Source organism: Boudabousia tangfeifanii, assembly GCF_001856685.1.
Classification (GTDB): domain Bacteria; phylum Actinomycetota; class Actinomycetes; order Actinomycetales; family Actinomycetaceae; genus Boudabousia; species Boudabousia tangfeifanii.
The window spans coordinates 1,480,532-1,502,056 of record NZ_CP017812.1 but is presented as its reverse complement, the minus strand read 5'-3'; the positions used below and the strand labels follow the sequence as shown (position 1 = coordinate 1,502,056).

Sequence of the window (21,525 nt, the reverse complement as noted above, 5' to 3'; positions counted from 1 at the left end):
CGTTTGCGTATATAATTTGAGTCATGGAACACAATCATGACAATGGGGCATTCCGCCCGAATCAGCTTTCCATCGTTGCCGCCACTCAACCAGAAATCAACTTCGGTACTGGTGGTTGGCGTGCCATTATCGCCGAGGGATTTACCAAACTAAACGTTCAACGTGTAGCCCAAGCCCTCGCCGATCTAATCCATGAAGAAAACGTCTCGGACAAACCGATCGTACTCGGCTATGACCGACGCTTCCTTTCCGACGCTTTCACCTGGTGGGTAGCAGAAGTACTCGCAGCAAATGAACTGCACGTACATTTGATTGACACACCAGCACCAACCCCTATGATTATGTGGACTGTGCGCAATCTGGGTTGTGCCTACGGGGTAGCCCTAACCGCCTCCCACAACCCCGCCATTTACAACGGCATGAAGATCTTCACCGCGGGCGGGCGCGATGCTGAAGTTGCCGTTACCGACAAAATCCAAACCAAAGCACGTGCCTTAGGGCCCGATGAGATCAAGACTGTCGATCCCGTCGCTGCCACCGAAGCAGGGCTAATCACCACCGCCACCACCATGAACGACTACATCGACTCGATCATGGAAGTGATTGATACCGACGCGATTCGCAAAGCGGGACTGCGGATCATCCTTGACCCCATGTTCGGGGTTTCGCGTACCTGTCTTCAAACCATCCTACTGACCGCCAGATGCGATCTACACACCATCCATGACCGTCGCGATCCACTTTTCGGTGGACGCATGCCCTCACCGGCATTTGATACCGTGCATGCCTTGCAACGTGCAGTAATCGATTCCCAAGCAGCACTCGGTATTGCTACTGACGGTGACGCCGACCGGCTCGGCATCGTTGACGACACCGGCGCATTCTTGCACCCGAATGAAATCCTAGTACTGCTATACAGCTACCTACTTGAAGATAAAGGATGGGAAGGTCCGTGCGTTAGGAACTTGGCCACCACCCATCTCCTAGACCGAGTAGCTAAAGCCCACGGACAAGAATGTATTGAAGTTCCCGTCGGCTTCAAATGGGTCAGTGCTGCGATGGCTGAACACGACGCCATCATCGGCGGTGAATCCTCCGGCGGTCTAACCGTACGTGGACACATCGCAGGTAAAGACGGCATATATGCCGGTTCACTGCTCGTGGAAATGGTCGCTAAGAAGGGCAAACCACTATCGCAAATCTACGCTGACTTGATTGCGCAGTATGGCAAACTCGAAATGGTTGAAGCAAACCTGTCCTTCACCATCGACCTCAAAGAAAAGCTCATGCAGCAGGTCTTCACCGATAAAGACCTGCCAACCTTCAAGGAAGAAATTGATCATGTTTCCTTCCTAGACGGCTGCAAGATCTACTTCAAGAACGATGGGTGGGTCGTCATCCGCTTCTCAGGGACCGAGCCGTTGCTACGTGTTTTCGCTGAAATGCCTACCAAGGAAGCAGCCCAAGAAATCGTCGATACCGTCGCCGACTACTACCACTTAGGTTAATCAGCCAAAAGTTTTGCGGGGGCGAAACCGGTTTTGGTTTCGCCCCCGCAAAACTTTATTAAGCTCGACAGCTGAGGACGCGCTCAACTTGTAGCATAAAGGCCCTTGAACCAAAAGGATGCGAGCCGGGCAGTATCAGCTAAGACGGTGCCAAGTAGTAGCCTAGATGCCAGAAATTGACTGAACCAGCAGCTAAGACAGCCTAGTGCCAGCAGCTAAGACAGCCTAGTGCCCGCGGCTAAGACAGCCTAGTGCCCGCGGCTAACTGGACCACCGTAGATCTCGTCAATTTCCTTCTGGAAAGCACGGAGCACTACCGGACGCTTCACCTTCATCGACGGGGTCAACATGCCGTTATCCTCGGTAAAGTCAGTAACTAGCACCCGGATTTCACGGATCGATTCCGCCCGAGAAACATGCTCATTGGCCTTTTTCACCGCTCGTTCCAGCGCGGCCAAAACCTGAGGATGGCGAGCAGCCTCGGCTACGTCCATATGCGGTAAACCGTGGTTGGTCAGCCACATTGGCAACATTTCCTCATCCAAAGTAATCAAGGCAGCAATAAATGGACGCTTATCACCAACGACCACCACTTGGCTGATCAACGGATGACCACGCATGGCATCTTCCAAAACAGCAGGGGAGACGTTCTTCCCACCAGCTGTAACAATCAGTTCCTTAGCTCGACCAGTAATCCGGACGTAGCCATCGAAATCCACGCTACCAATATCTCCGGTACGGAACCAACCATCCTCAGTAAATGCCTCAGCATTGGCCTCAGGATTATTGTGGTAACCGCGAGAAACTGAGGGACCTTGGATCTGGATTTCGCCCTCGTCACTGATTCGGAAGCCAAGCGTCGAAATCGGGGGACCGATGGTACCAATCTTTGACAGACGAACCGTGTTGACCGAAGCGATCAAACATTCGGTCAAGCCGTATCCTTCCAACACGGTCATGCCCATGCCACGATAGAAGTGTCCCAAGCGTAAGCCCAAAGGACCGCCACCACTAATCACATATTTGACGTTGCCACCCATGAGATGACGCAGAGTCGAGAAAACTAGACGATCAGCTAAAAGTCGACGAGTGGTCAAAGACTTAGAAGGACCTTCCTCGGTATCAAGAGCCTGCGAATACTCGATCGCCGTGGCTACTGCCCAACGGAAAATCTTACGTTTCGAGGGCGAACTGGCTGCCTTAGCTTCTGCCGAGTTATAAATTTTCTCTAAAACGCGGGGCACAGCCAACAAATAGGTTGGTTTGAAGCTGGCCAAGTCATCAAGCAACGACTTCACATTCGGGGTATGTGCCAAAACGCCATTGCCAGAAATCTGGAACACAACCAAGAAACGGGCATACACGTGAGCCAAAGGCAAGAAGATTAGCAGACGCGAATCCTTCGGTTTGGCAATCTCAGGCATCCACTCGTGACCATTCATAGCCAAGATACTGAAATTGCCGTGGGTAAGCTCAACACCCTTCGGACGCCCAGTAGTGCCAGAAGTGTAAATAATCGTTGCCAGAGAATCGGTAGTCAATGCTGCCGTGCGCTCTTCGACAACCGCTTCTGCTACTTCACGGCCAGCTTCTTTAATCCGGACAACGCCAGAATCATCCAAAGCGAAAATATATTGCAAAGTTCCTTCTGGAACCGAGGCAGAAACCAAACGACGCATAGTAGCGTTTTCAGTGACAACCATCTTCACATTGGAGTTTTCAATGGTCCATGAGATCTGTTCAGAAGAAGAAGTCTCATAAATCGGGACAACCACTAGACCTGCCGCCCAAGCGGAAAAATCGAGTAGGGTCCAATCATACGAAGTGTGGGCCATGATCGCGATAGCATCACCTGGCTGCAAACCCAAACCAACTAAACCGCGGGCAGTGCTCATCACATCAGCGGCAAAATCGGTAGCAGAAACTCGACGCCAACCACGGCCAATCGAGTTTTTTACCTCAATGAGCGTGCTGTGAGGACTACGCTTCACACGTTCTGCCAATAGCCATGGAAGGGTCATATAATCTTCCGTTTTGACCATTACTGGGCCGTGCCATTCCAACACGTCAGTACTAGGTGAAGCCGTTTCCTCTAGGTCTTCCGAAGAAGTCTCTTCTTCCAACTCATCCGGTTCAGAAATCGGATCTTTATCGCGACCAAAGCCAAACATTAGGCTAAGCGCCTCACTTTCGTTTTGCTGGGGGTTCCCCAAGTTCGCTAGCAGCCATCTGGATTGCTTCGACCTCGGCTGACTGGAATTCAAGCGGACCAGTCACCACGGCAGAGTTAATCAAGTCAGCACGAACCAACTCAAGCTGAGAAACCAGCTGCTCCGGGACCTCCAAAGTAGCCGACAAAATCGGAGTCTTCGGGGAAACCTTAGCTTCAGACTTAATCTTACGAAGAGCGGTCAAAGCGCCAGCAGCAGCGGCCAACAAGGAAGCATCGCCCTCGATAGTCGACAACTCGTCAACCGAAGGCCACTGAGCCAAGTGAACCGAACCTTCACGGTACCAAGACCAAACTTCTTCCGCACTGTACGGCAAGAACGGTGCCAACAAACGAACCACAGTGTTAACTACGATCGCTAGGGCAGCGCGAGCCGAATCAGCCTCTTCAGCCGAGTACTTACCTTCACGGTTGTAAGCACGTTCCTTCACCAATTCCAAGTAATCGTCAGTGAAGTTCCAGAAGAACGCTTCCGTTTCTTCCAAAGCCCGAGTATGGTCAAAAGCTTCGAAAGCCTCGGTGGCATGCGCAATGACCTCACGCAAACGAGCCAAAACAGCTCGGTCAACATCCACCGTTACCAAAGCAGGATCAAGAAGCACACGGTGCCCATCAGCATCCATGGTCAAAGCAAACTTAGAAGCATTTAGTAGCTTAATCGCCAAACGACGACCAACCTTCATTTGGGCTTCATCGAAAGCAGCGTCGGTGCCCAAACGAGCCGAAGCAGCCCAGTAACGGACCGCGTCCGAGCCGTGCTTCTCAAGCAAACCCATTGGGGTCACCACATTGCCCTTAGACTTTGACATCTTCTTACGGTCAGGATCCAAAATCCAGCCAGAAATGGTGGCGTGTTCCCAAGGCAGGGAATCAAATTCAAGTTCCGAACGAACCACAGTAGAGAACAACCAAGTACGGATAATATCCTGGCCCTGAGGACGAACCGACATAGGGAAGACCTTAGCGAACAATTCGTCATCTTCTAACCAGCCGCCAGCAATCTGTGGGGTCAAAGACGAAGTTGCCCAAGTATCCATAATGTCTACTTCAGCAGTAAAGCCACCAGGAACATCGCGCTGTTCTTCGGTAAACGAAGGCGGGACGTCGACGGTTGGATCGACCGGCAACATATCCAAAGTTGGGGTCAAAACCTGGTTGTAATCGACCTCGCCGGCTTCATTGATGCGGTACCACAAAGGAAGGGAAACACCGAAGAAGCGCTGACGCGAAACCAACCAGTCAGTATTCAAACCACGAACCCAGTTTTCATAGCGGACTCGCATGAAGTCTGGGTGGAACTTGAGCTCTTCACCACGGGCAATCAAAGCATCACGCAGATCAGCACTCTTGCCAGCAGCAGTGAACTCGCGGCCACCATTACGGATGTACCACTGACGAGAAGTCACGATTTCAAGTGGCTTATCGCCCTTTTCAAAGAAGTTAGTCATACGCTGGGTAGGCTTTGGATCGCCAATCATTTCGCCAGACTCGGCCAAATGCTCCACGATTGCCTTACGGGCGCTGAAAGTAGTCTTGGCAGCGCACTCTTCATAAAGCTTGCGACCAGCTTCGGAAGTAATCCATTCAGGAACCTCAGAAAGCAGACGGCCGTCCTTACGCAAAACTGAACGCATTGGCAAAGAAAGCTCACGCCACCACTGCACGTCAGTTAGGTCACCGAAAGTACAGCACATGGCGATACCGGCGCCCTTGTCCATTTCAGCGGCAGGGTGAGCCAAAACAGGCACCTCGACCTCGAAACCTGGGGAGGTGACCGTGGTACCGAAAAGGTGCTGGTAACGTTCGTCATCAGGGTGAGCAATCAAAGCTACACAAGCAGGAAGCAATTCTGGACGGGTAGTTTCGATTACGACATCGCCGTCCTTACCATGGAAAGCTAGGGCATGGTAATGGCCCGGGTATTCACGAGCTTCAAGTTCTGCCTGAGCTACCGCGGTCTGGAAAGTAACGTCCCAAAGACCGGGAGCCGCAGCTTGATAAGCTTCGCCGCGCTCAAGGTTCTTAAGGAAAGCGGCCTGAGCAACCTTGCGAGCACGGTTACCAATAGTCTGGTAGTGAAGGTTCCAGTCCACCGAAAGACCCAAGTGACGCCACAAGTTTTCGAACTGCTGCTCGTCCTCGGCAGTCAAACGCTGGCACAGTTCGATGAAGTTCTTACGGCTAATTGGCTTCTGATCGGCAGCCTTAATCGACTTGCCTTCACCGCCCTCATGCGGAGGGACGAAATCTGGTTCGTATGGCAAAGAAGGATCGCAACGAACCCCGAAGTAGTTCTGGACACGACGTTCAGTCGGAAGACCATTATCGTCCCAACCCATTGGGTAGAAAACGGTCTGACCGCGCATACGACGGAAGCGGGCTAGAACGTCAGTGTGGGTGTAGCTGAAAACGTGACCAACGTGCAAAGAACCAGAAACAGTTGGCGGGGGAGTATCGATCGAGAAAATATCGTCTCGTTCAGCCTTGGCATCAAAACTGTAGGTGCCAGCCTCACGCCACACCTCGCCCCATTTTTGTTCGAGGCCGTCCGCGCTGACCCGATCAGGGGCGCTGGCGGTAGGGGTTTCGGACGGCAGAGGGGCAATTCGAGAAATAGCCATAAGTTGTTTTCATCCTTCACGAAATTATGGTGGGCCACGGCCCAGAACACTTAATACAGTATTTTAAGCTAGGAAGCGCCTAAAGTCGTATCACGCGCGATAGCAGCTTCAACTGCGGCCGCCCACACATGTCGCAGACCTGCAGATTCGGCTGCCTGTAAGCCCGCCACAGTGGTTCCGCCAGGGGAGCAGACCCGACGAATTACCTCGGCGCCCGCCAAGGGAAGGTCTTCCTCGGCCAAAAGCAAATCGGCGCTAGCTCGCATCGCTTCCGCCGCAGCCTTCATTGCAGTCGCTGCGCTCAAACCGTTTGCGACGCCGGCCCGAGCCAATGCTTCCACACTGGCAGCAAACCAAGCCGGAGAACAACCAGCCATGGCAGTAAAAGTCGCAAAGTTGCCTTCATCAATCACCGAGACAGACCCAACGGCACTAAACAAGTCGGCCACTGCTTGTACTTCGTTTTCAGTCGCGCTCTGGGTAGCAACCGCGGTAGTTGATTGGCCGAGGGCGGCGCCCACATTCGGCATCACCCGAACCAGCGAGGAATAGCCATCGGGCAAAGACTTGGCCAATTTTTCACAACTGGTTCCAGCCAAAATGGAAACAACCAAAGGAGCACTGTCTTTGATTTCCTGCTGCAATGGAGCCAAAAGATCGGCCACCTGGTGCGGTTTGCAGGCCAAGATCAGGATTTGCGCCTGAGCAATCAGCTCCTTAGTTTCAGCAACATAAGTGCAGCCGGTCTCCTTCGCCAAAGCTGGACCTGATTTGCCTGAACGATCCGTCACCAGTACGCAATCTTTCTGATGCCCGTCAGCAATTAGACCGCGAACAATCGCTCCGGCCATATTGCCAGAGCCGAGAAACGCAACTTTAGTATGGTCGCTAAACTTGGTCAGCTCACTCATAAAGTCAGCGCCTCCGAGTGCCGAAAAGAGTACGGGTAATTTCGCGTCCCAACTGGGTACCAACGCTGCGGGCAAGTGAACCGAGAGCCTTTTCAACCGTTGACTGTGGAGCCCGCGAGGAAGTGGTAGTCCGACGAGTAGCGCCGTAACCAGAACCAGAAGTTCGAGCTAAACGCTCCATCTCTTTCTCCTTGGCTTCCCGAGCTTTCCGGGCTGCGGCTTCTTCCGCGACACGAGCATCTTGCTCAGCTTGCGCCTGAGCGGCGGCTTGTCGCTGCTCATCCTGTTCAGTCAAGACTTCAAAAGCAGAACGATCATCCACACGATTCGCATACTTTGGCATGAGAGTCGAAGCGTTCATAATCTGCTTAAGGACAGGCTCATCAGCTGGTCCCATCACCGAGCGAGGCGCCCACAAACGGGTAGGTGCCACAGGGGAGGGGCGACCGTCCTCGTCAAGGAAGGTAATGACGGCTTCACCGGTACCAAGCGTGGTTAGCAGTTCCTCAAGGTCGTATTCCGACTTCGGGAAGGTAGAAACAGTAGCTTTCAAAGCTTTAGCGTCATTTGGAGTGAATGCGCGCAAGGCATGCTGTACTCGACCAGCGAGCTGACCTAAGACATCTGCTGGCACGTCCTTAGGTGTTTGGGTAACGAAAAAGACACCAACACCCTTCGAACGGATTAGACGGACTGTTTGGACGATCTGGCGGAGGAATTCTTTCGAAGCGTCCTTGAAAAGCAAGTGGGCTTCGTCGAAGAAGAAGACCAGTTTTGGAGCGGGAGCATCGCCCACTTCTGGTAGATGGTTGAATAAGTCAGCCAACACCCACATTAGGAAAGTGGAGATTAATGCTGGACGCGAGGAGAGATCGCGCATGCGCAAAACGTTAATGACGCCTTCACCCTCGGTGGTTTTACGCAACAAATCGGCAGTATCGAATGCTGGTTCTCCGAAGAAATCAGAGCCGCCTTGTGATTCGAGGGCGGAAACAGCGCGGAGGATTACGCCAGCAGTTGCGGGCGAAATGCCGCCGATACTCTTGAGGTGTTCTTTGCCTTCATCACTGGTGAGGAAGGAAATTACTGCGCGCAGATCTTTAAGATCGTCGAGTTCGAGACCCTTTTGATCGGCCCAAGCGAAAACTAGCTGCAATGCTTGCTCTTGGGTCTCGTTTAGGTCGAGGGCACGAGCCAAAAGTAGCGGGCCCATATTGGTGACGGTGGTTCGCAAAGAAACGCCAGGAGCCTCTAAGGTAGCGTCACCAATAGTCATGAATTCGGCGCCGAAAGCATGAGCTTCCCAAGCCTGACCGTTGGCTTGCGTACGCTTGAGGAGTTTTTCGCTCCCAGTACCTGCTTGTGCCACACCGGTGAGGTCGCCTTTAACGTCAGAGAGCAGCACAGGCACGCCCGCTCCAGAAAGAGCCTCAGCTAATAGCTGGAGAGTACGGGTTTTACCTGTACCGGTAGCGCCCGCAACTAGGCCGTGGCGGTTGAACATGGCCAAGGGAACCTTGATTAGGGTAGCTGGATCTGGGGAACCATCATCTTGGCGTAAGGCGCCGAGAGTTACGTGAAGTCCCTTAGGGCTGTAGGCGTCACGAATCTCCGGTTTAGTGGAGTTTTCTGGGTTGGTGGCATCTGCCAAATCAACTTCGTTGTTTGCTGAAGCGACTGGAGTTTCCACTGGTGGTTGGGCAGCCACTGCCGGACCTTGGGCAGGTGTCGGTTCAGAGTCTGCTACTGCTGATGCGTCAGGAGTTGTTTGGGGTGCAGCTCCACCAGCAGCAGCTTCAGCGGCAGCTAGTTCAGCTTGAAGGGCGGCAGCTTTTGCAGCTGCGGCTTTTGCTTCGGCTTCGGCGGCGGCAGCTTGAGCAGCGGCAGCCTCAGCCCGTAGTTTATCCAGATCATTAGCCATGGGATTATCTTAGGGCGATTTCCATGGCTTTGCTGGCCGGGACTTTTATCCCCAAGACGTATCTTCCACAACAAGCGATCTGCCATCTGAGTATTCGATTAGTCGCTAATCAAAGTGGAAGCATGGCCTACGAAAAACTGAACGATTTAACCAAGGCAATTTATCGCAGCGGGGATTTTGCCCAAACCAACGGGGAAGAACCTTCCTTCCCATTACCACCCGCTTTTGGTAGCGAGCGATCAGAATGGAAAATAAGTTCCCGCGCAGCTTTCGGTATGGCATTACTGCTTGGGCTTGCCCTGTGGTTTTTCTGGCCGACGATCGTCTCAAGCCAGAGTAACGACCTCGGTTATGTGGTGATTGCGTCAAAGGAACCGGAAGGAAACATAACTAAGCAAAAAACACACTCCGCAAAACAACCCGATCAGGGTGCTAATCAAGGAGGCAAAGTAACTGAAAACGAAACCGTCGAAGAGGGAACGGTTATTCCAAAGATTTTAGTCTACGTTTCTGGAGCAGTAAAAAATCCGGGAGTTTACGCCATAAAACCCAAAGGCAGAATCATTGATGCACTCAAATCGGCAGGAGGGCCCAAAGCTGAAGCAGAACTTAATGCCATTAATCTTGCTGCCATTTTAGAAGATGGACAACAAATCAACTTTCCCACTAAGGAGGAAGTCAAAACGCACGATCAACATGGCCCAAATGGGGCAGAATCCTCTATTTCTAACTCAGGGAGCAATAGTGCTAGCTCCAGCCTAAGAGGAAAAGGGCAAGGTAAAACCGAGGGCGAGAAAATAAACCTGAATGAGGCTGATGAAAAAACTCTTACTCAACTACCAGGAATTGGGCCCGCGATCGCCGCTAGGATCATCAAAGAACGAGAGGAAAATGGAAAATATAAAAACCTTGAGGACCTAGCCAGAGTCAAGGGAATCGGAAGCAGCCTGATAAATGATCTAAAAGATCGAGTTAAATGGTAGGCGCCAAAGATGGCTAATAAAATCAATAGAAAAGTTGACTGGCGTTTACCCTCCATCGCATGCGTAGGGCTAGCTACTAATTGGATAGCCTGGCAGCTCAAGCCAGACCAACAAGAGGGAATCAGAAGTCTTCAGGCGCTTTCATTACTAGTGGTTGTGTGGCTAATCTGGAAGGCTAATAAACGCTTTGAACCTAAAGCACTAAAAAATCCAGAAATAGGTAGCACATTAGGCTGGTTATTATTGGCCTTGGCAGTGTCACTGGCAATGACGCTAACAGTAAGTCACCAAGCCATCCTTAGCGAAGAGATCTATCAAAATAGTTTGAAACCTACGAGCCGCAATATTACCTATTTAATCCAGCTCAGTATTCAACCAAGACAGAGTGGATTTCAACGCAAAGAAACAGCGCAAGGTTGGCTCAAAGCAATCTGCCAACCAAAATGTCACGCAACCAAACTTCCAATCAAAATTGTCCTACCAAACAAAACAGGTCACCGAGGAGACCTGATAAAAGCTAAAGGGAAACTGGAAGCAGAGCACGGAAAACTAAGCAGGCAACAGCTCCAATTGCTCGTTAGCAGTCAGGCAGTTATCGCCAAGTCCACAATCGCAAGAAGAATCGAAAACTTCAAAACCAAGTTTGCCCAAGAAATCACGGAACAGACCGCAAGCTGGAAGCAGGGGATGGAACTAGTTCCAGCGATAACCTGGGGAGATCAAAGACTAGTAGCTCAACAAACGAAAAAGATGATGAGAAAAACTGGGCTATCGCATCTCACGGCAGTATCGGGTGCCCATGTCAGTTTAGTCTGTCTCTTAGCCGCAGTGGTCGCAGGGAAAATCGCGAGAACCAGCCGCTATGGAAGAATCTGGAAACCCAAAGTAGTTCTAAGAAGCACTCAACTAGCGGGGCTAATGGCCACTCTTGGATTCGCATACTTCGTTGGGCCAAGTCCCAGTATTATTCGGGCCAGCACCATGAGTGCTATGGGAGTTTTTCTGGCAGCTACAGGTAACTCTTACACGGGCATGAATCTGCTTTCTATGAGCGCGCTTGGTCTATTACTGTGGCAACCACAAATGGGACTTCAACTGGGATTCTGGCTTTCCTTTTTGGCGACCTTTGGAATACTTTTCGGCAGTGAAAAACTTAGAGATGATTTGTCGCAACTGGATGAAAAAAGAGCCGACGCATTTTCGCTGATAGTTGCGAATCCGCCCGCAAAAAGCCGCAGGGCCGAAAAGAAGCAAGCCCTAGAAGCTAAACGAAAAGCACAAGCAAGAAATAAAGCTAAAGAAAAAATCAGGAATGCTTACTCGGTCTCATTGGTGGCATATTTAGCTACATTTCCATTGATCGCTGCCCAAAACGAAAGCATCAATTTATGGAGCGTCTTATTGAACCTCATGGCCATGCCATTGCTTCCTATGATCTTATTCGGGGGATTGATAGCGTCCCTTACTGTTCTCATTGGATTTGGCACGTCACTAGTCTTGTCGCTTCTTTGGTGGCCCTCACGCGGATTATGGCTTGTTGCCAAATGGGGAGAAACTTTACCCGGAGCGGAAATACCTTGGTGGTCGGGAGCTACCGGTACCATAGTCGGGCTGGCCTTTGTTAGTATCTTGGTATTGCAGTATCCGAACATTTGGAAACTAGCACACCGCTTAGTCGATCTACTTGTCAAAGTTGGTCTTGGAGGAGGAATAAATGGCTGGAGCTCAAAAAAGCCCCAACAGCGTTAGTTGGGCAAGAGTAAAACCGGCTCCAATTGTTCTGATCTCTACTAAAGAGCCGCTTTTTGCTGATCGTGCATGGTTTCGACTAAAAGCTATGTTGCAACGAGAATACCCAGAACTTGAAGTTACTGATTTTGAAGCATCCTCATATCAAGCAGGATATCTCCAAACGGTAACTTCACCATCGCTCTTCAACGAACCACGTTTAGTAAAAGTTAGCGGTGCCGGAACCGGCTCGGAAAAATTCTATCTTGATCTAGCCGACTACCTCAAAGACCCTACCGAACAAACTTGGCTAGTTTTAGACATTACCTCCGGACTTAGGGGCAAAAAAGTCTTCGCTGAAATTCGGAAACTAGGCTACCCGGACGTAGACGACAAAGAACTAAACCAACCTTGGCAAAAAGTAAAAATGGTGCAAGAGGATATGCGCCGAGCCAAGCGCCCCATATCTGAAGAAGCCGCCGGTGCCTTAGTCGACGCTTGCGGTTCAGATTTACGCGAACTAGCCGCTGCTATTAAACAGTTACTGGCCGACACCGAGGGGGAAATTACTCCCCAAATCGTCAAGCGCTATTACTCGGGCAAGGTCGAAAGTACCGCCTTTAATGTGGCTGATGCTGTTGCCGCCGGTCAAATGGGGCACGCCCTCGCCCTACTTCGTTCTGCGCTCGCTTGCGGTACTGAGCCAGTGCTGATTGTAGCGGCGATTGCCACCAAACTAAGGCAGATCGCTAGGGCGCAGCACTACGGAACTAGCCCCAAAGCTGCCCGAGATATCGGGATTTCCCCAGCGGCCTTGAGATACGTAGAGAAAAACATCCCATTATGGGATGACCGTTCACTAGCCGGGGCTATCGCCGCCACCGCCAAGGCAGACGCGGCAGTTAAAGGTGCGTCTAGAGATCCAATCCATGCAGTCGAAAAACTGATCATCTACGCGTGCCGTGTGAGAGCCGGTAGAATCTAAATCGATATGACCAGAGACTAAAGGCAGCTACAATTAAGTTAGTAACCAGCCTCTATGCCATTGAAAGCAAAGAAGCTTAAGAACTTAATAGCCTTATTCTGAAGGCAACCATGGCTGACCATCCAAGCAAGTAGCTCAGCCTAAAAACGCCAAAACGAGAGGAAAGAAAATGCTAGTTACTACAACCAATCACGTTGAAGGCCACGAGGTCGTGCGCTATCTCGGACTAGTAGCCGGAGAAGTCGTTAACGGGGTGGACTTCATCAAAGACTTTGGAGCCGGAATGCGAAACTTTTTCGGTGGCCGTTCTCAAGGGTACGAAGAAGAACTAATCAACGCGCGAGAAGCAGCCCTAAATGAATTACAGGCCCGAGCCGAACAGCTAGGCGCCAATGCAGTGATCGGAGCCAAATTCGATTACACCGCCCTCGGCCAAGGAAACAATATGTTGATGGTGACAGTGGTAGGTACTGCCGTTCAACTATCCTGAAAACTGACGCTCAAACCTAGCAAGTTTCAGCGCTGCAATTAGGGCGACGAACTCGCAACCAAAGTGCCAGAGCCATTGCGGCAACCGCCAAAGCGGCAATATACGGCTGTGCCGGTGCCCAGAAACCCAAAGCACCACTAGTTCCTAACAACAAGAGCACAATCTTGTTGCAGACTGGACAAGCCACAGCGAACAAAGTTGCGCCCAAAATGGTGCCCAAGCGGCCAGCTTGCGGGTCCTTCGGAGCTGCCGGCAACGCAAACCACAAAAAGGTCAAAACTAGAGTAACGCCAACCGCTAGATACTCCCACCAGCGGACTGGGACTTCACGTCCAAAAATCGGATTAGGCAAAATATCTGTCGGTAAGGTCAAAAACAAACCAATCAGCACCGTCAACCAAATAGCTCGAGCCAAAGAAGGCTTCGCAGCGCTAGTCTCAGGCTTAACTGGGGCTACAGGCGGAGTCGACGGCATCTGAAAGTTAGTTTGCATGTGGGACATTGTACCTAAAGCAAACTAAAAACTAAACTTTCTTAAGGTAGACACAGCTGCAAACTAAACTTAACCGTGTAGCGCGCTAAGCGCTCCTAACCACAACTGCAGGAGAAAGAGAGCAGTTCTTTCGCTGGAAAACAGACCAAAAGACAAAAACTTTTGGGCACCTACCCGAAGGTAAGTGCCCAAAAGTGTTCTGTATCAGTATGCGTTAGCTGTTATCTGCTCAGAGAGCAGCAACCTGCTTAGCCAACTTCGACTTGCGGTTAGCAGCCTGGTTAGCGTGAATCACGCCCTTGGAAACAGCCTTGTCTAGCTTACGGCTAGCAACGCGCAATGCGTCTTCAGCGGTTTCCTTTTCGCCTGCTGCAATAGCTTCGCGAGTCTTGCGAACCAAGGTACGCAATTCAGACTTGTAAGCCTGGTTGCGCACGCGGCGCTTTTCGTTGGTCTTAATACGCTTTTTCTGAGATTTAATGTTTGCCACTGTCGCTACTTTCGTGCGTTAGTTCCTACATGGTCGGTTGAGGGCTGTGTCGCAACCGGGACTGGGGCGTGGGGACACCCGTGGAGTGGTTAACGACTGGAATCCACACCCGACCGGAGTGTCATCCAAGGGAAAACTCTACCACAAGGCGGGGGAGTAGTGCCCGCTCATTCCCCATAAAAATCGCGCAAATGGTCACATACTTGATCGAAGACAGCTTTGGAGATACGACCGCCTTCGCGTCGTACCTTGTAGTCCTGCACTGCCAACAGACGATCAACACGCATCTGGGAAGGTCGACGCTGGGCGTCCCAATCGCCACTACCCACGTCGAACCAGTAACGACCCCAAGAAGCTTCCTGTTCTTCGTCAAGATGGTGGTTTTTGCTGGTAAGTTGCGAAACAATCAAAGTGCTCTGGTGGCGAGAAAGCACCAGAACCGGACGATCTTTACCTTGGGTTGGATCCTCCTCGTAGGGAATCCAAGTCCATACCACTTCACCTGGATCCGCTACGCCGTCTGGATGAGGATCATAGGTTAATGGTGGTAAACCAAACTTTTCGGTATTCCACACATTCACGCCCTCGGCACTTTGCATCAGCTCTGCTTCACTTGGTACCGAAGTGGTGCGCTTTCGCGAAGACTTAGTAGTCGAGGTCGAACGACGAGTGGTGGTCCGTCCTCGATTACTTGAACTTGGACGACGAGATGATGAGCGACCACGCCGAGGCGAAGAAGTGCCCAAGGTGTCGCGCATAACGTCATCAACAATATCGCGTCCTGCCCGACCCAAAGCGCGGGTGAGGATTTGCACTAAAGAATCCCACAAACTCAAATTTCTGCTCCCAAAATAGAGGTGTTAGCCACGAAAATCCTAACAAGCCCTCACAATCCGCGCCAAAGCTAAACCAAGATGGCGACCTCGTGAGATAATATCGCCTGAACTATGTCCATCATTCTATTCGTGAGGTTACTTTGGCACCGATTCCCGGCCCTGACCTGACCAGGCACATTCAACCCGCCTCGACAGCTCCTGAGTTAATCCGCAACTTCTCAATCATTGCGCACATTGACCACGGAAAATCCACCTTGGCGGACCGCATGCTGCAAGCCACAGGAGTAGTGCAGCCGCGAGATATGCGCGCCCAATACCTCGACCGCATGGACATTGAACGCGAACGTGGTATCACCATTAAGTCCCAAGCGGTGCGCATGCCATGGCAAGTTGGAGATACAGCCTATGCCCTCAACATGATTGACACTCCAGGACACGTTGACTTTAGCTACGAAGTCTCCCGTTCCCTAGCTGCCTGTGAGGGCGCGCTACTACTAGTAGATGCCGCTCAAGGGATCGAAGCACAAACCTTGGCTAACCTTTACATGGCCATGGAAAATGACATGGTCATTATTCCGGTCCTTAACAAGATCGACTTGCCTGCCGCCCAGCCTGAAAAGTACGCGGAAGAAGTCGCCTCCCTAATCGGTTGTGAACCAGAAGAATGCCTTCGCGTTTCCGGTAAAACCGGGGAAGGCGTAGAAGCACTCCTCGACCGGATCGTGGAAGAGATCCCTGCTCCGCAAGGCGTCGCCGATGCCCCTGCCCGAGCCATGATTTTTGACTCCGTCTACGACACCTACCGCGGCGTAGTCACCTTCGTGCGTGTAGTCGACGGGGAACTAAAGCCTCGTGAGCGCATCCAAATGATGTCCACCGGGGCCCTGCACGAACTACTCGAAATCGGTGTTATTAGCCCCGAACCAGCCCCCTCCAAGGGGCTTGGCGTTGGCGAAGTAGGCTACCTCATCACTGGCGTGAAAGACGTTCGCCAATCCAAGGTTGGTGACACTGTCACTGGTTCGAAGAACCCAGCTGAAGACCCACTACTGGGCTACCAGGACCCCAAACCAATGGTCTTCTCGGGCATCTACCCAATCGATGGTTCCGATTTCCCAGCCTTGCGGGAAGCGCTCGACAAGCTCAAGCTCAATGATGCCGCGCTAACTTATGAGCCTGAAACCTCGGCCGCCCTCGGCTTTGGTTTCCGTTGCGGCTTCTTGGGGTTACTACACCTTGAAATTGTTCGTGAACGTCTAGAACGCGAATTCAATCTTGAACTAATCGCTACCGCGCCCTCGGTAATCTATGACGTCACCATGGAAGACAATTCCGAAATCGAAGTTACCAACCCTTCGGAATTCCCTAGCGGTAAAGTTAAAGAAATCCGAGAGCCTGTCGTACGTTGTACCATCTTGACTCCCGCAGATTTCGTCGGCCAGATCATGGAACTGTGTCAAGAACGTCGTGGCAATATGCTCGGCATGGACTACATCACCACCGACCGCGTGGAAATGCACTACACCTTGCCACTGGCTGAAATTGTCTTCGACTTCTTCGATCAACTTAAATCGCGAACCCGTGGTTACGCTTCGCTCGACTATGAGCCCGAAGGCGACCAGGCGGCCGACCTCGTCAAGGTAGATATCCTGCTAAACGGCGAACAAGTCGATGCCTTCAGCGCGATCGTTCACAAGGATGCAGCATATTCCTATGGCGTGCGTATGACCAGTAAGCTCAAGGAACTCATCCCACGCCAGCAGTTCGAAGTGCCGGTGCAGGCCGCTGTTGGTTCGCGTGTGATTGCCCGTGAGACTATTCGCGCGCTACGTAAGGACATGCTCGCCAAGTGCTACGGCGGTGACATTACCCGTAAGCGTAAGCTGCTCGAAAAGCAGAAGGAAGGTAAGAAGCGGATGAAGGCCATCGGTCGCGTCGATGTGCCGCAAGAAGCCTTCATTGCCGCCCTGACCTCCGATGCTCCAACCGGGAAGGAAAAGAAATGAGAGTAGCTGGCGAAGTTGAAGACGTCATGCTCGATCCCGAGGAGCACGAGAGCCTGCCCGATGGCCGCTTTTTAGCGCGTACCAAGTCTTTCGTGCGTCGTGGTACCCGCATGCCTAAATCTTTGCAGAACACTTGGGACCAGTACGCCAACGATTTTCTAATCGAGGTCGGTCGTACTACCGGAAAAATGTCCGTCGACCCTAGTCAAGATCTAGAACTGCCCACCCAGTATCCCAGTGAGCAACCCTTGATTGTGGAAATTGGTTGTGGGGGCGGCGACCAGCTAATCGCGGCTGCCCAACGCTGGCCTGATCATAACTTCTTGGGGCTAGAAGTATGGCGTCCCGGCTTAGCAAAAACGGTCTCTAAAGCGGTAGCCGCCGGAGTGGAAAACGTGAAGCTGATTGAAGCTGATGCCACCGCAGTCTTGTCTCACCTTTTGCCAGAGGCTTACGTGTCTGAAGTTTGGACCTTCTTCCCCGATCCGTGGCGGAAAGCCCGGCATCATAAGCGTCGCCTAGTGCAAGTCGAATTCGCCGGAAAAATTGCCCACGTTTTGAAAGATGGGGGCATTTGGCGTCTAGCTACCGACTGGGATGATTACGCTTGGCACATGCGAGACGTGGTAGAAGCGGCAGAAGATTTTGCTAATCCCTATCTGGGGCAAAATCCAGATCAGAATGATCCAGAACCAGAACGAGGGGGTTATGCTCCTCGATTCTCTGGCCGCGTCATTACTCGGTTTGAACAGCGCGGACTTGATGCAGGTCGTCAAGTTCACGATCTTGTGGGCGTGCGCCTGCCGCGCGAAGAGCGTTAGACTTTTCTCGTCTCTCTAACTTTTCACCACAGGAACCACGTTACTTAAATGAGCCAAACTCCTACTGGCAATCTGGTTTATCGGCCTGCCGGTTTTCTGCCGCCAGCTGATGAAACTGCCACGCAACGAACCTTTAGCGCATACGTACATATCCCTTTTTGCGTTACCCGTTGCGGCTATTGCGATTTCAACACCTACACCACCACTTTTGGGGTAGGAGCTGACCTGGCAACCTATGCGGATAGTGTGATTGCGGAGATTAAACAAGCCGAGGACGCCCTCGGCCAGCAAGGCTACCCGCCTAGGAAACTGTACTCGGTGTTCTTTGGTGGGGGCACCCCAACTATGCTGGATCCGGATCAACTTGCTCGCATCCTGTCTGCCCTGACCGAGACATTCGGCCTCGAAAAACGAGCGGAAGTCACTATTGAAGCGAACCCCGACACTGTGAATTTGCCGATTCTGCAGCGGTTGAAACAAGCTGGTTTCACTCGAGTCTCATTCGGCATGCAATCAGCTGTCCCTCATGTGTTGAAAACCTTGGAACGTTCCCATGACCCACTAAGAATGCCACAAGTGGTGCGTTGGGCTCGTGAGGCAGGACTACAAGTCAGTCTTGATCTTATCTACGGGACTCCTGGAGAAAGCCTAGACGATTGGAAGCAATCGGTTAATACCGCCCTACTGCTAAGCCCTGATCACATTAGTGCTTATTCTTTGATTATTGAGCCTGGAACTCGATTAGCTAACCAAATTGAGCGGGGAGAGGTAGCCCCAATTGACGAGGACGAGCAGGCCGAAAAGTACGAAATCGTGGATGAAATGCTCGCCTCTCAAGGCTACCAATGGTACGAGATTTCCAACTGGGCATGGCGTAGTTTTGGAGAAGCCCCAGTGACTGGTTTACGCTACGCCTCGCGACATAATCTTGCCTACTGGCGTGGGGGAGACTGGTGGGGGTTCGGACCTGGAGCTCATTCTCATTTTGGGATGGTCCGTTGGTGGAACCGCAAGCATCCTGGTCAGTATGCGCAGGCATTGCGAGAAGGTATTTCTCCTGCCGTGGATGGGGAAGAAATCGACGCCGAGGCTGCTCGACTAGAAGAGATTATGTTGATGGTACGTACCGGGCAAGGACTTATTGCAAACGAGTTCGTTACGCGAGCGGTTAGCCAGCTCATTCGTGAAGGTCTGATTCAACCATCTTCAGCTCTCTGTGGTCGCATTATTTTGACTAGAAAGGGCCGGTTGCTAGCTGATTCTGTGACGCATTTTTTAGTTGAAAATCACCTTTGATATTTCTGCTCCCGGTTTGTCCTAGGGACTTAAGGCACTAGACTGGAAGGGCACCAAAAGGCTATTTAAAGGACTTGGAACATGCGTCGCCATTTGCTCTGGGCAACTGCTTTGACCGTCGGGCTAGGCTTTTCTAGTGTTTCATTGCCAGCTATGGCGATAGATAATTCCCGGAATCACCAGATAAATACCCCAGAGGGATCTGTTTCGGTGGGCAAATACCTGCCGGGAAGCAATTACCAGCAAGAAAGCGCCATCGGTTCGCCAACGATTGAAGAACCATCGACCCCTGTTCCCCTTACTCCCACTCTCGAAGCTGATAACGCTACTCCCGAGGAGAAGGTGGTAACGCCGGAAGCTCAGTTGGTGCAAACCGTAGAAGAACCGGTGAAGGTTGCGCCTACGCTTGAGAAGCCAGCAACCACGGAACAAACTGAGACAAAACTTCCCGTAGAGATTACAGACAAGCAGCCAGCATCGCCGGTTATTAAAGCTGAGGCAGCAAGAAGTCGAGTGATTCCATTTTGGGATTTAGCAGCCAATAACTACTTCATCCCAGAAATCTCTTGGGCAAAATCGCAAAAGATCACTACCGGTTGGGGCGATGGTACTTTTAGGCCCGATAGCTTACTAAATCGAAAAGATGTGGCGGCCTTCCTTTATCGTTTAGCCGGAAGTCCTCGGACATCGGTACCAAAAAACCAGCAATTCGTTGATGTGCCAGTTAACAGTCAATTCTCGAAAGAAATCAGTTGGCTAGCTAGTAAACACATCACCACTGGGTGGGCAGATGGCACTTTCCGGCCACATACCCCAATTACTCGAGAGGCCTTAGCTGCTTTTCTCTACCGTTTTTGTTCTCTAGAGTCCGCTAAAAATTGCTCGGCTGAGGTAATTGGACGGCTCAGCGCAGAAAATCATAGCTCCTTTAAAGATGTGCCAAGGTCTAATCCGTTTCATCGAGAAATTGCTTGGATGGCTTCTAGTGCAATCAGTACCGGCTGGCCGGATGGCACCTTCCGGCCGCATAACTTATTAGATCGTCAAACCATGTTGGCCTTCACCTTCCGGGTGATGCACAACCAGAGTCACCAAAATCTAGTTAAGTATCCACGGATTGTCGGCACGAAAAATCCATACGTCAATAATGCGCAGCTGAAGCAACTTGGGTCTATCCAGCCTAAGGCTAGCTATCGAGGAAACGATGCCACTTGGTGGTACCAACATGGACAGGTTATCCGACGTGGAGGACAAACTTATGCAATCTACGGTCCGATTTATCACTACTGGACAAATGGGGGACAGAAGTTACTTGGATGGCCTCGTGGTAATGCCTATGGCGTGAAGAAAAATGGGGTAGCTCAGTGGTTTGAACACGGCGGAGCTTACCAAAATGGGGCCAAAGCCTACGGACTAACTGGCCGGATTTTGGCCAAATGGGCAGCGCAAGGATACGAAAATGGTCCCCTGGGTTTGCCGGTAGGACAACGTGAACGTCATGGAAATACTTGGCGTCAACACTTCCAAGGTGGCTATCTGTATGAAACCGATCAGGTTTTGACAATGAATGTGCCTTGGGTAGGCCAGTATTACAACTACTATTGTGGGGCTGCTGCTGGTGAAATGGTGCTTCGTCATCTCGGGGCCTATCGTTCTGCTTTGACCGGTGAGAAACTGAGTCAGCATGCGCTGGCCGGTAACACCTATATGAAGACTCGCCGGGTTGGATTTACCAGTTTCCACAACAAAGCTCTTGCTAAGGGCATCAATACTTGGTTGGGGAACCCCAACGCTTATCGACAGATTCATGTGCCAACTGCAGTCAAACAACAAGGCTTTAATCGTACCGTTGCGCAGATTCGCCAGATTATCAAAGATAGCTTTGCAAATGGCTATCCGGTGGTAGTTGATGAGCAAGAAGCACGTGGTGGCTACCATCCAAACGGGCACAATAATGCCACGTTCTCTCACATCATGGTGGTTACCGGTTATAACCCGCAAACCGATGCCTTCCGCCTGCAAGATCCTGGTGCTGGCATGTGGTCGCGGGCTGCTAAGAGCTTCTGGTACCCATCGCTTTCGCAGTTCGTCAAACGTCATCTCTCGCGTGAAATTGAAAGAGACGGGCGTCGTCACATCGGCATCTACCACCACTAGTTACTCGCGCTGATAGGTGTGCTCTTGGGATTGCATAACCGAAGGCAAG

General features: G+C 51.5%; 16 protein-coding genes. 9 read left to right on the top strand and 7 right to left on the bottom strand.

Annotation, left to right across the window (positions count from 1 at the left end):
* Positions 1 to 23: 23 nt before the first annotated feature.
* Entirely contained in the window at positions 24 to 1,508 is a 1,485-nt protein-coding gene (locus BK816_RS06210) for a phosphoglucomutase/phosphomannomutase family protein (protein WP_083379117.1), read from the top strand.
* Positions 1,509 to 1,756: 248 nt separating this feature from the next.
* Here BK816_RS06210 and BK816_RS06205 read toward each other — a convergent pair whose 3' ends face one another.
* The 4 genes from BK816_RS06205 to BK816_RS06190 form a co-directional block, all read right to left on the bottom strand.
* Positions 1,757 to 3,679 carry an AMP-dependent synthetase/ligase gene (locus BK816_RS06205; protein ID WP_071164399.1) on the bottom strand — a complete coding sequence of 641 codons (1,923 nt, stop codon included), beginning with the start codon at positions 3,677 to 3,679 and terminating at the stop codon, positions 1,757 to 1,759.
* A 13-nt stretch (positions 3,680 to 3,692) separates the two neighbouring features.
* On the bottom strand, positions 3,693 to 6,359 hold the full coding sequence (gene valS, locus BK816_RS06200; RefSeq protein ID WP_071164398.1) for a valine--tRNA ligase: 2,667 nt from the start codon (positions 6,357 to 6,359) through the stop codon (positions 3,693 to 3,695).
* 68 nt (positions 6,360 to 6,427) lie between these two features.
* Positions 6,428 to 7,270: a pyrroline-5-carboxylate reductase gene (gene proC, locus BK816_RS06195; RefSeq protein WP_071164397.1), complete on the bottom strand. Its 843-nt coding sequence runs from the start codon at positions 7,268 to 7,270 to the stop codon at positions 6,428 to 6,430.
* Positions 7,271 to 7,274: 4 nt separating this feature from the next.
* Positions 7,275 to 9,191, bottom strand: coding sequence for a helicase HerA-like domain-containing protein (locus BK816_RS06190; protein WP_071164396.1), 1,917 nt, complete (start codon positions 9,189 to 9,191; stop codon positions 7,275 to 7,277).
* Between the two features lie 23 nt (positions 9,192 to 9,214).
* On the opposite strand from BK816_RS06190, the gene BK816_RS06185 reads away from it, so the two are divergent.
* From BK816_RS06185 to BK816_RS06170, 4 genes are all read left to right on the top strand, one after another.
* Entirely contained in the window at positions 9,215 to 10,174 is a 960-nt protein-coding gene (locus BK816_RS06185) for a ComEA family DNA-binding protein (RefSeq protein WP_083379116.1), read from the top strand.
* 9 nt (positions 10,175 to 10,183) lie between these two features.
* Positions 10,184 to 11,923: a ComEC/Rec2 family competence protein gene (locus BK816_RS06180; RefSeq protein ID WP_071164394.1), complete on the top strand. Its 1,740-nt coding sequence runs from the start codon at positions 10,184 to 10,186 to the stop codon at positions 11,921 to 11,923.
* Positions 11,889 to 12,887 (top strand): DNA polymerase III subunit delta, encoded by a 999-nt coding sequence (gene holA / locus BK816_RS06175; protein ID WP_071164393.1) that lies wholly within the window; start codon positions 11,889 to 11,891, stop codon positions 12,885 to 12,887. The genes BK816_RS06180 and holA overlap by 35 nt, the downstream gene beginning before the upstream one ends.
* Before the next feature lie 169 nt (positions 12,888 to 13,056).
* Entirely contained in the window at positions 13,057 to 13,377 is a 321-nt protein-coding gene (locus tag BK816_RS06170; protein ID WP_071164392.1) for a YbjQ family protein, read from the top strand.
* 16 nt (positions 13,378 to 13,393) lie between these two features.
* Here BK816_RS06170 and BK816_RS06165 read toward each other — a convergent pair whose 3' ends face one another.
* From BK816_RS06165 to BK816_RS06155, 3 genes are all read right to left on the bottom strand, one after another.
* On the bottom strand, positions 13,394 to 13,870 hold the full coding sequence (locus BK816_RS06165) for a hypothetical protein (protein ID WP_204377185.1): 477 nt from the start codon (positions 13,868 to 13,870) through the stop codon (positions 13,394 to 13,396).
* Positions 13,871 to 14,099: 229 nt separating this feature from the next.
* A complete protein-coding gene (gene rpsT, locus BK816_RS06160) occupies positions 14,100 to 14,360 on the bottom strand; it encodes a 30S ribosomal protein S20 (RefSeq protein ID WP_071164391.1) in 261 nt (86 codons plus the stop codon).
* 167 nt (positions 14,361 to 14,527) lie between these two features.
* The gene (locus BK816_RS06155) at positions 14,528 to 15,196 is read right to left on the bottom strand and encodes a type II toxin-antitoxin system PemK/MazF family toxin (protein ID WP_236842305.1); all 669 of its coding nucleotides are present in this window, start codon (positions 15,194 to 15,196) and stop codon (positions 14,528 to 14,530) included.
* 140 nt (positions 15,197 to 15,336) lie between these two features.
* Here BK816_RS06155 and lepA point away from each other — a divergent pair, with 140 nt between their 5' ends.
* The 4 genes from lepA to BK816_RS06135 all read left to right on the top strand — a co-directional run bounded on the left by lepA (position 15,337) and on the right by BK816_RS06135 (position 21,476).
* The gene (gene lepA, locus BK816_RS06150; RefSeq protein ID WP_071164390.1) at positions 15,337 to 17,202 is read left to right on the top strand and encodes a translation elongation factor 4; all 1,866 of its coding nucleotides are present in this window, start codon (positions 15,337 to 15,339) and stop codon (positions 17,200 to 17,202) included.
* Positions 17,199 to 18,023, top strand: coding sequence for a tRNA (guanosine(46)-N7)-methyltransferase TrmB (trmB, locus tag BK816_RS06145; protein ID WP_083379115.1), 825 nt, complete (start codon positions 17,199 to 17,201; stop codon positions 18,021 to 18,023). Before lepA ends, trmB begins: the two co-directional genes overlap by 4 nt.
* Before the next feature lie 48 nt (positions 18,024 to 18,071).
* The gene (hemW, locus tag BK816_RS06140) at positions 18,072 to 19,319 is read left to right on the top strand and encodes a radical SAM family heme chaperone HemW (protein ID WP_071164389.1); all 1,248 of its coding nucleotides are present in this window, start codon (positions 18,072 to 18,074) and stop codon (positions 19,317 to 19,319) included.
* An 81-nt stretch (positions 19,320 to 19,400) separates the two neighbouring features.
* On the top strand, positions 19,401 to 21,476 hold the full coding sequence (locus BK816_RS06135) for an S-layer homology domain-containing protein (RefSeq protein ID WP_071164388.1): 2,076 nt from the start codon (positions 19,401 to 19,403) through the stop codon (positions 21,474 to 21,476).
* Positions 21,477 to 21,525: the final 49 nt, after the last annotated feature.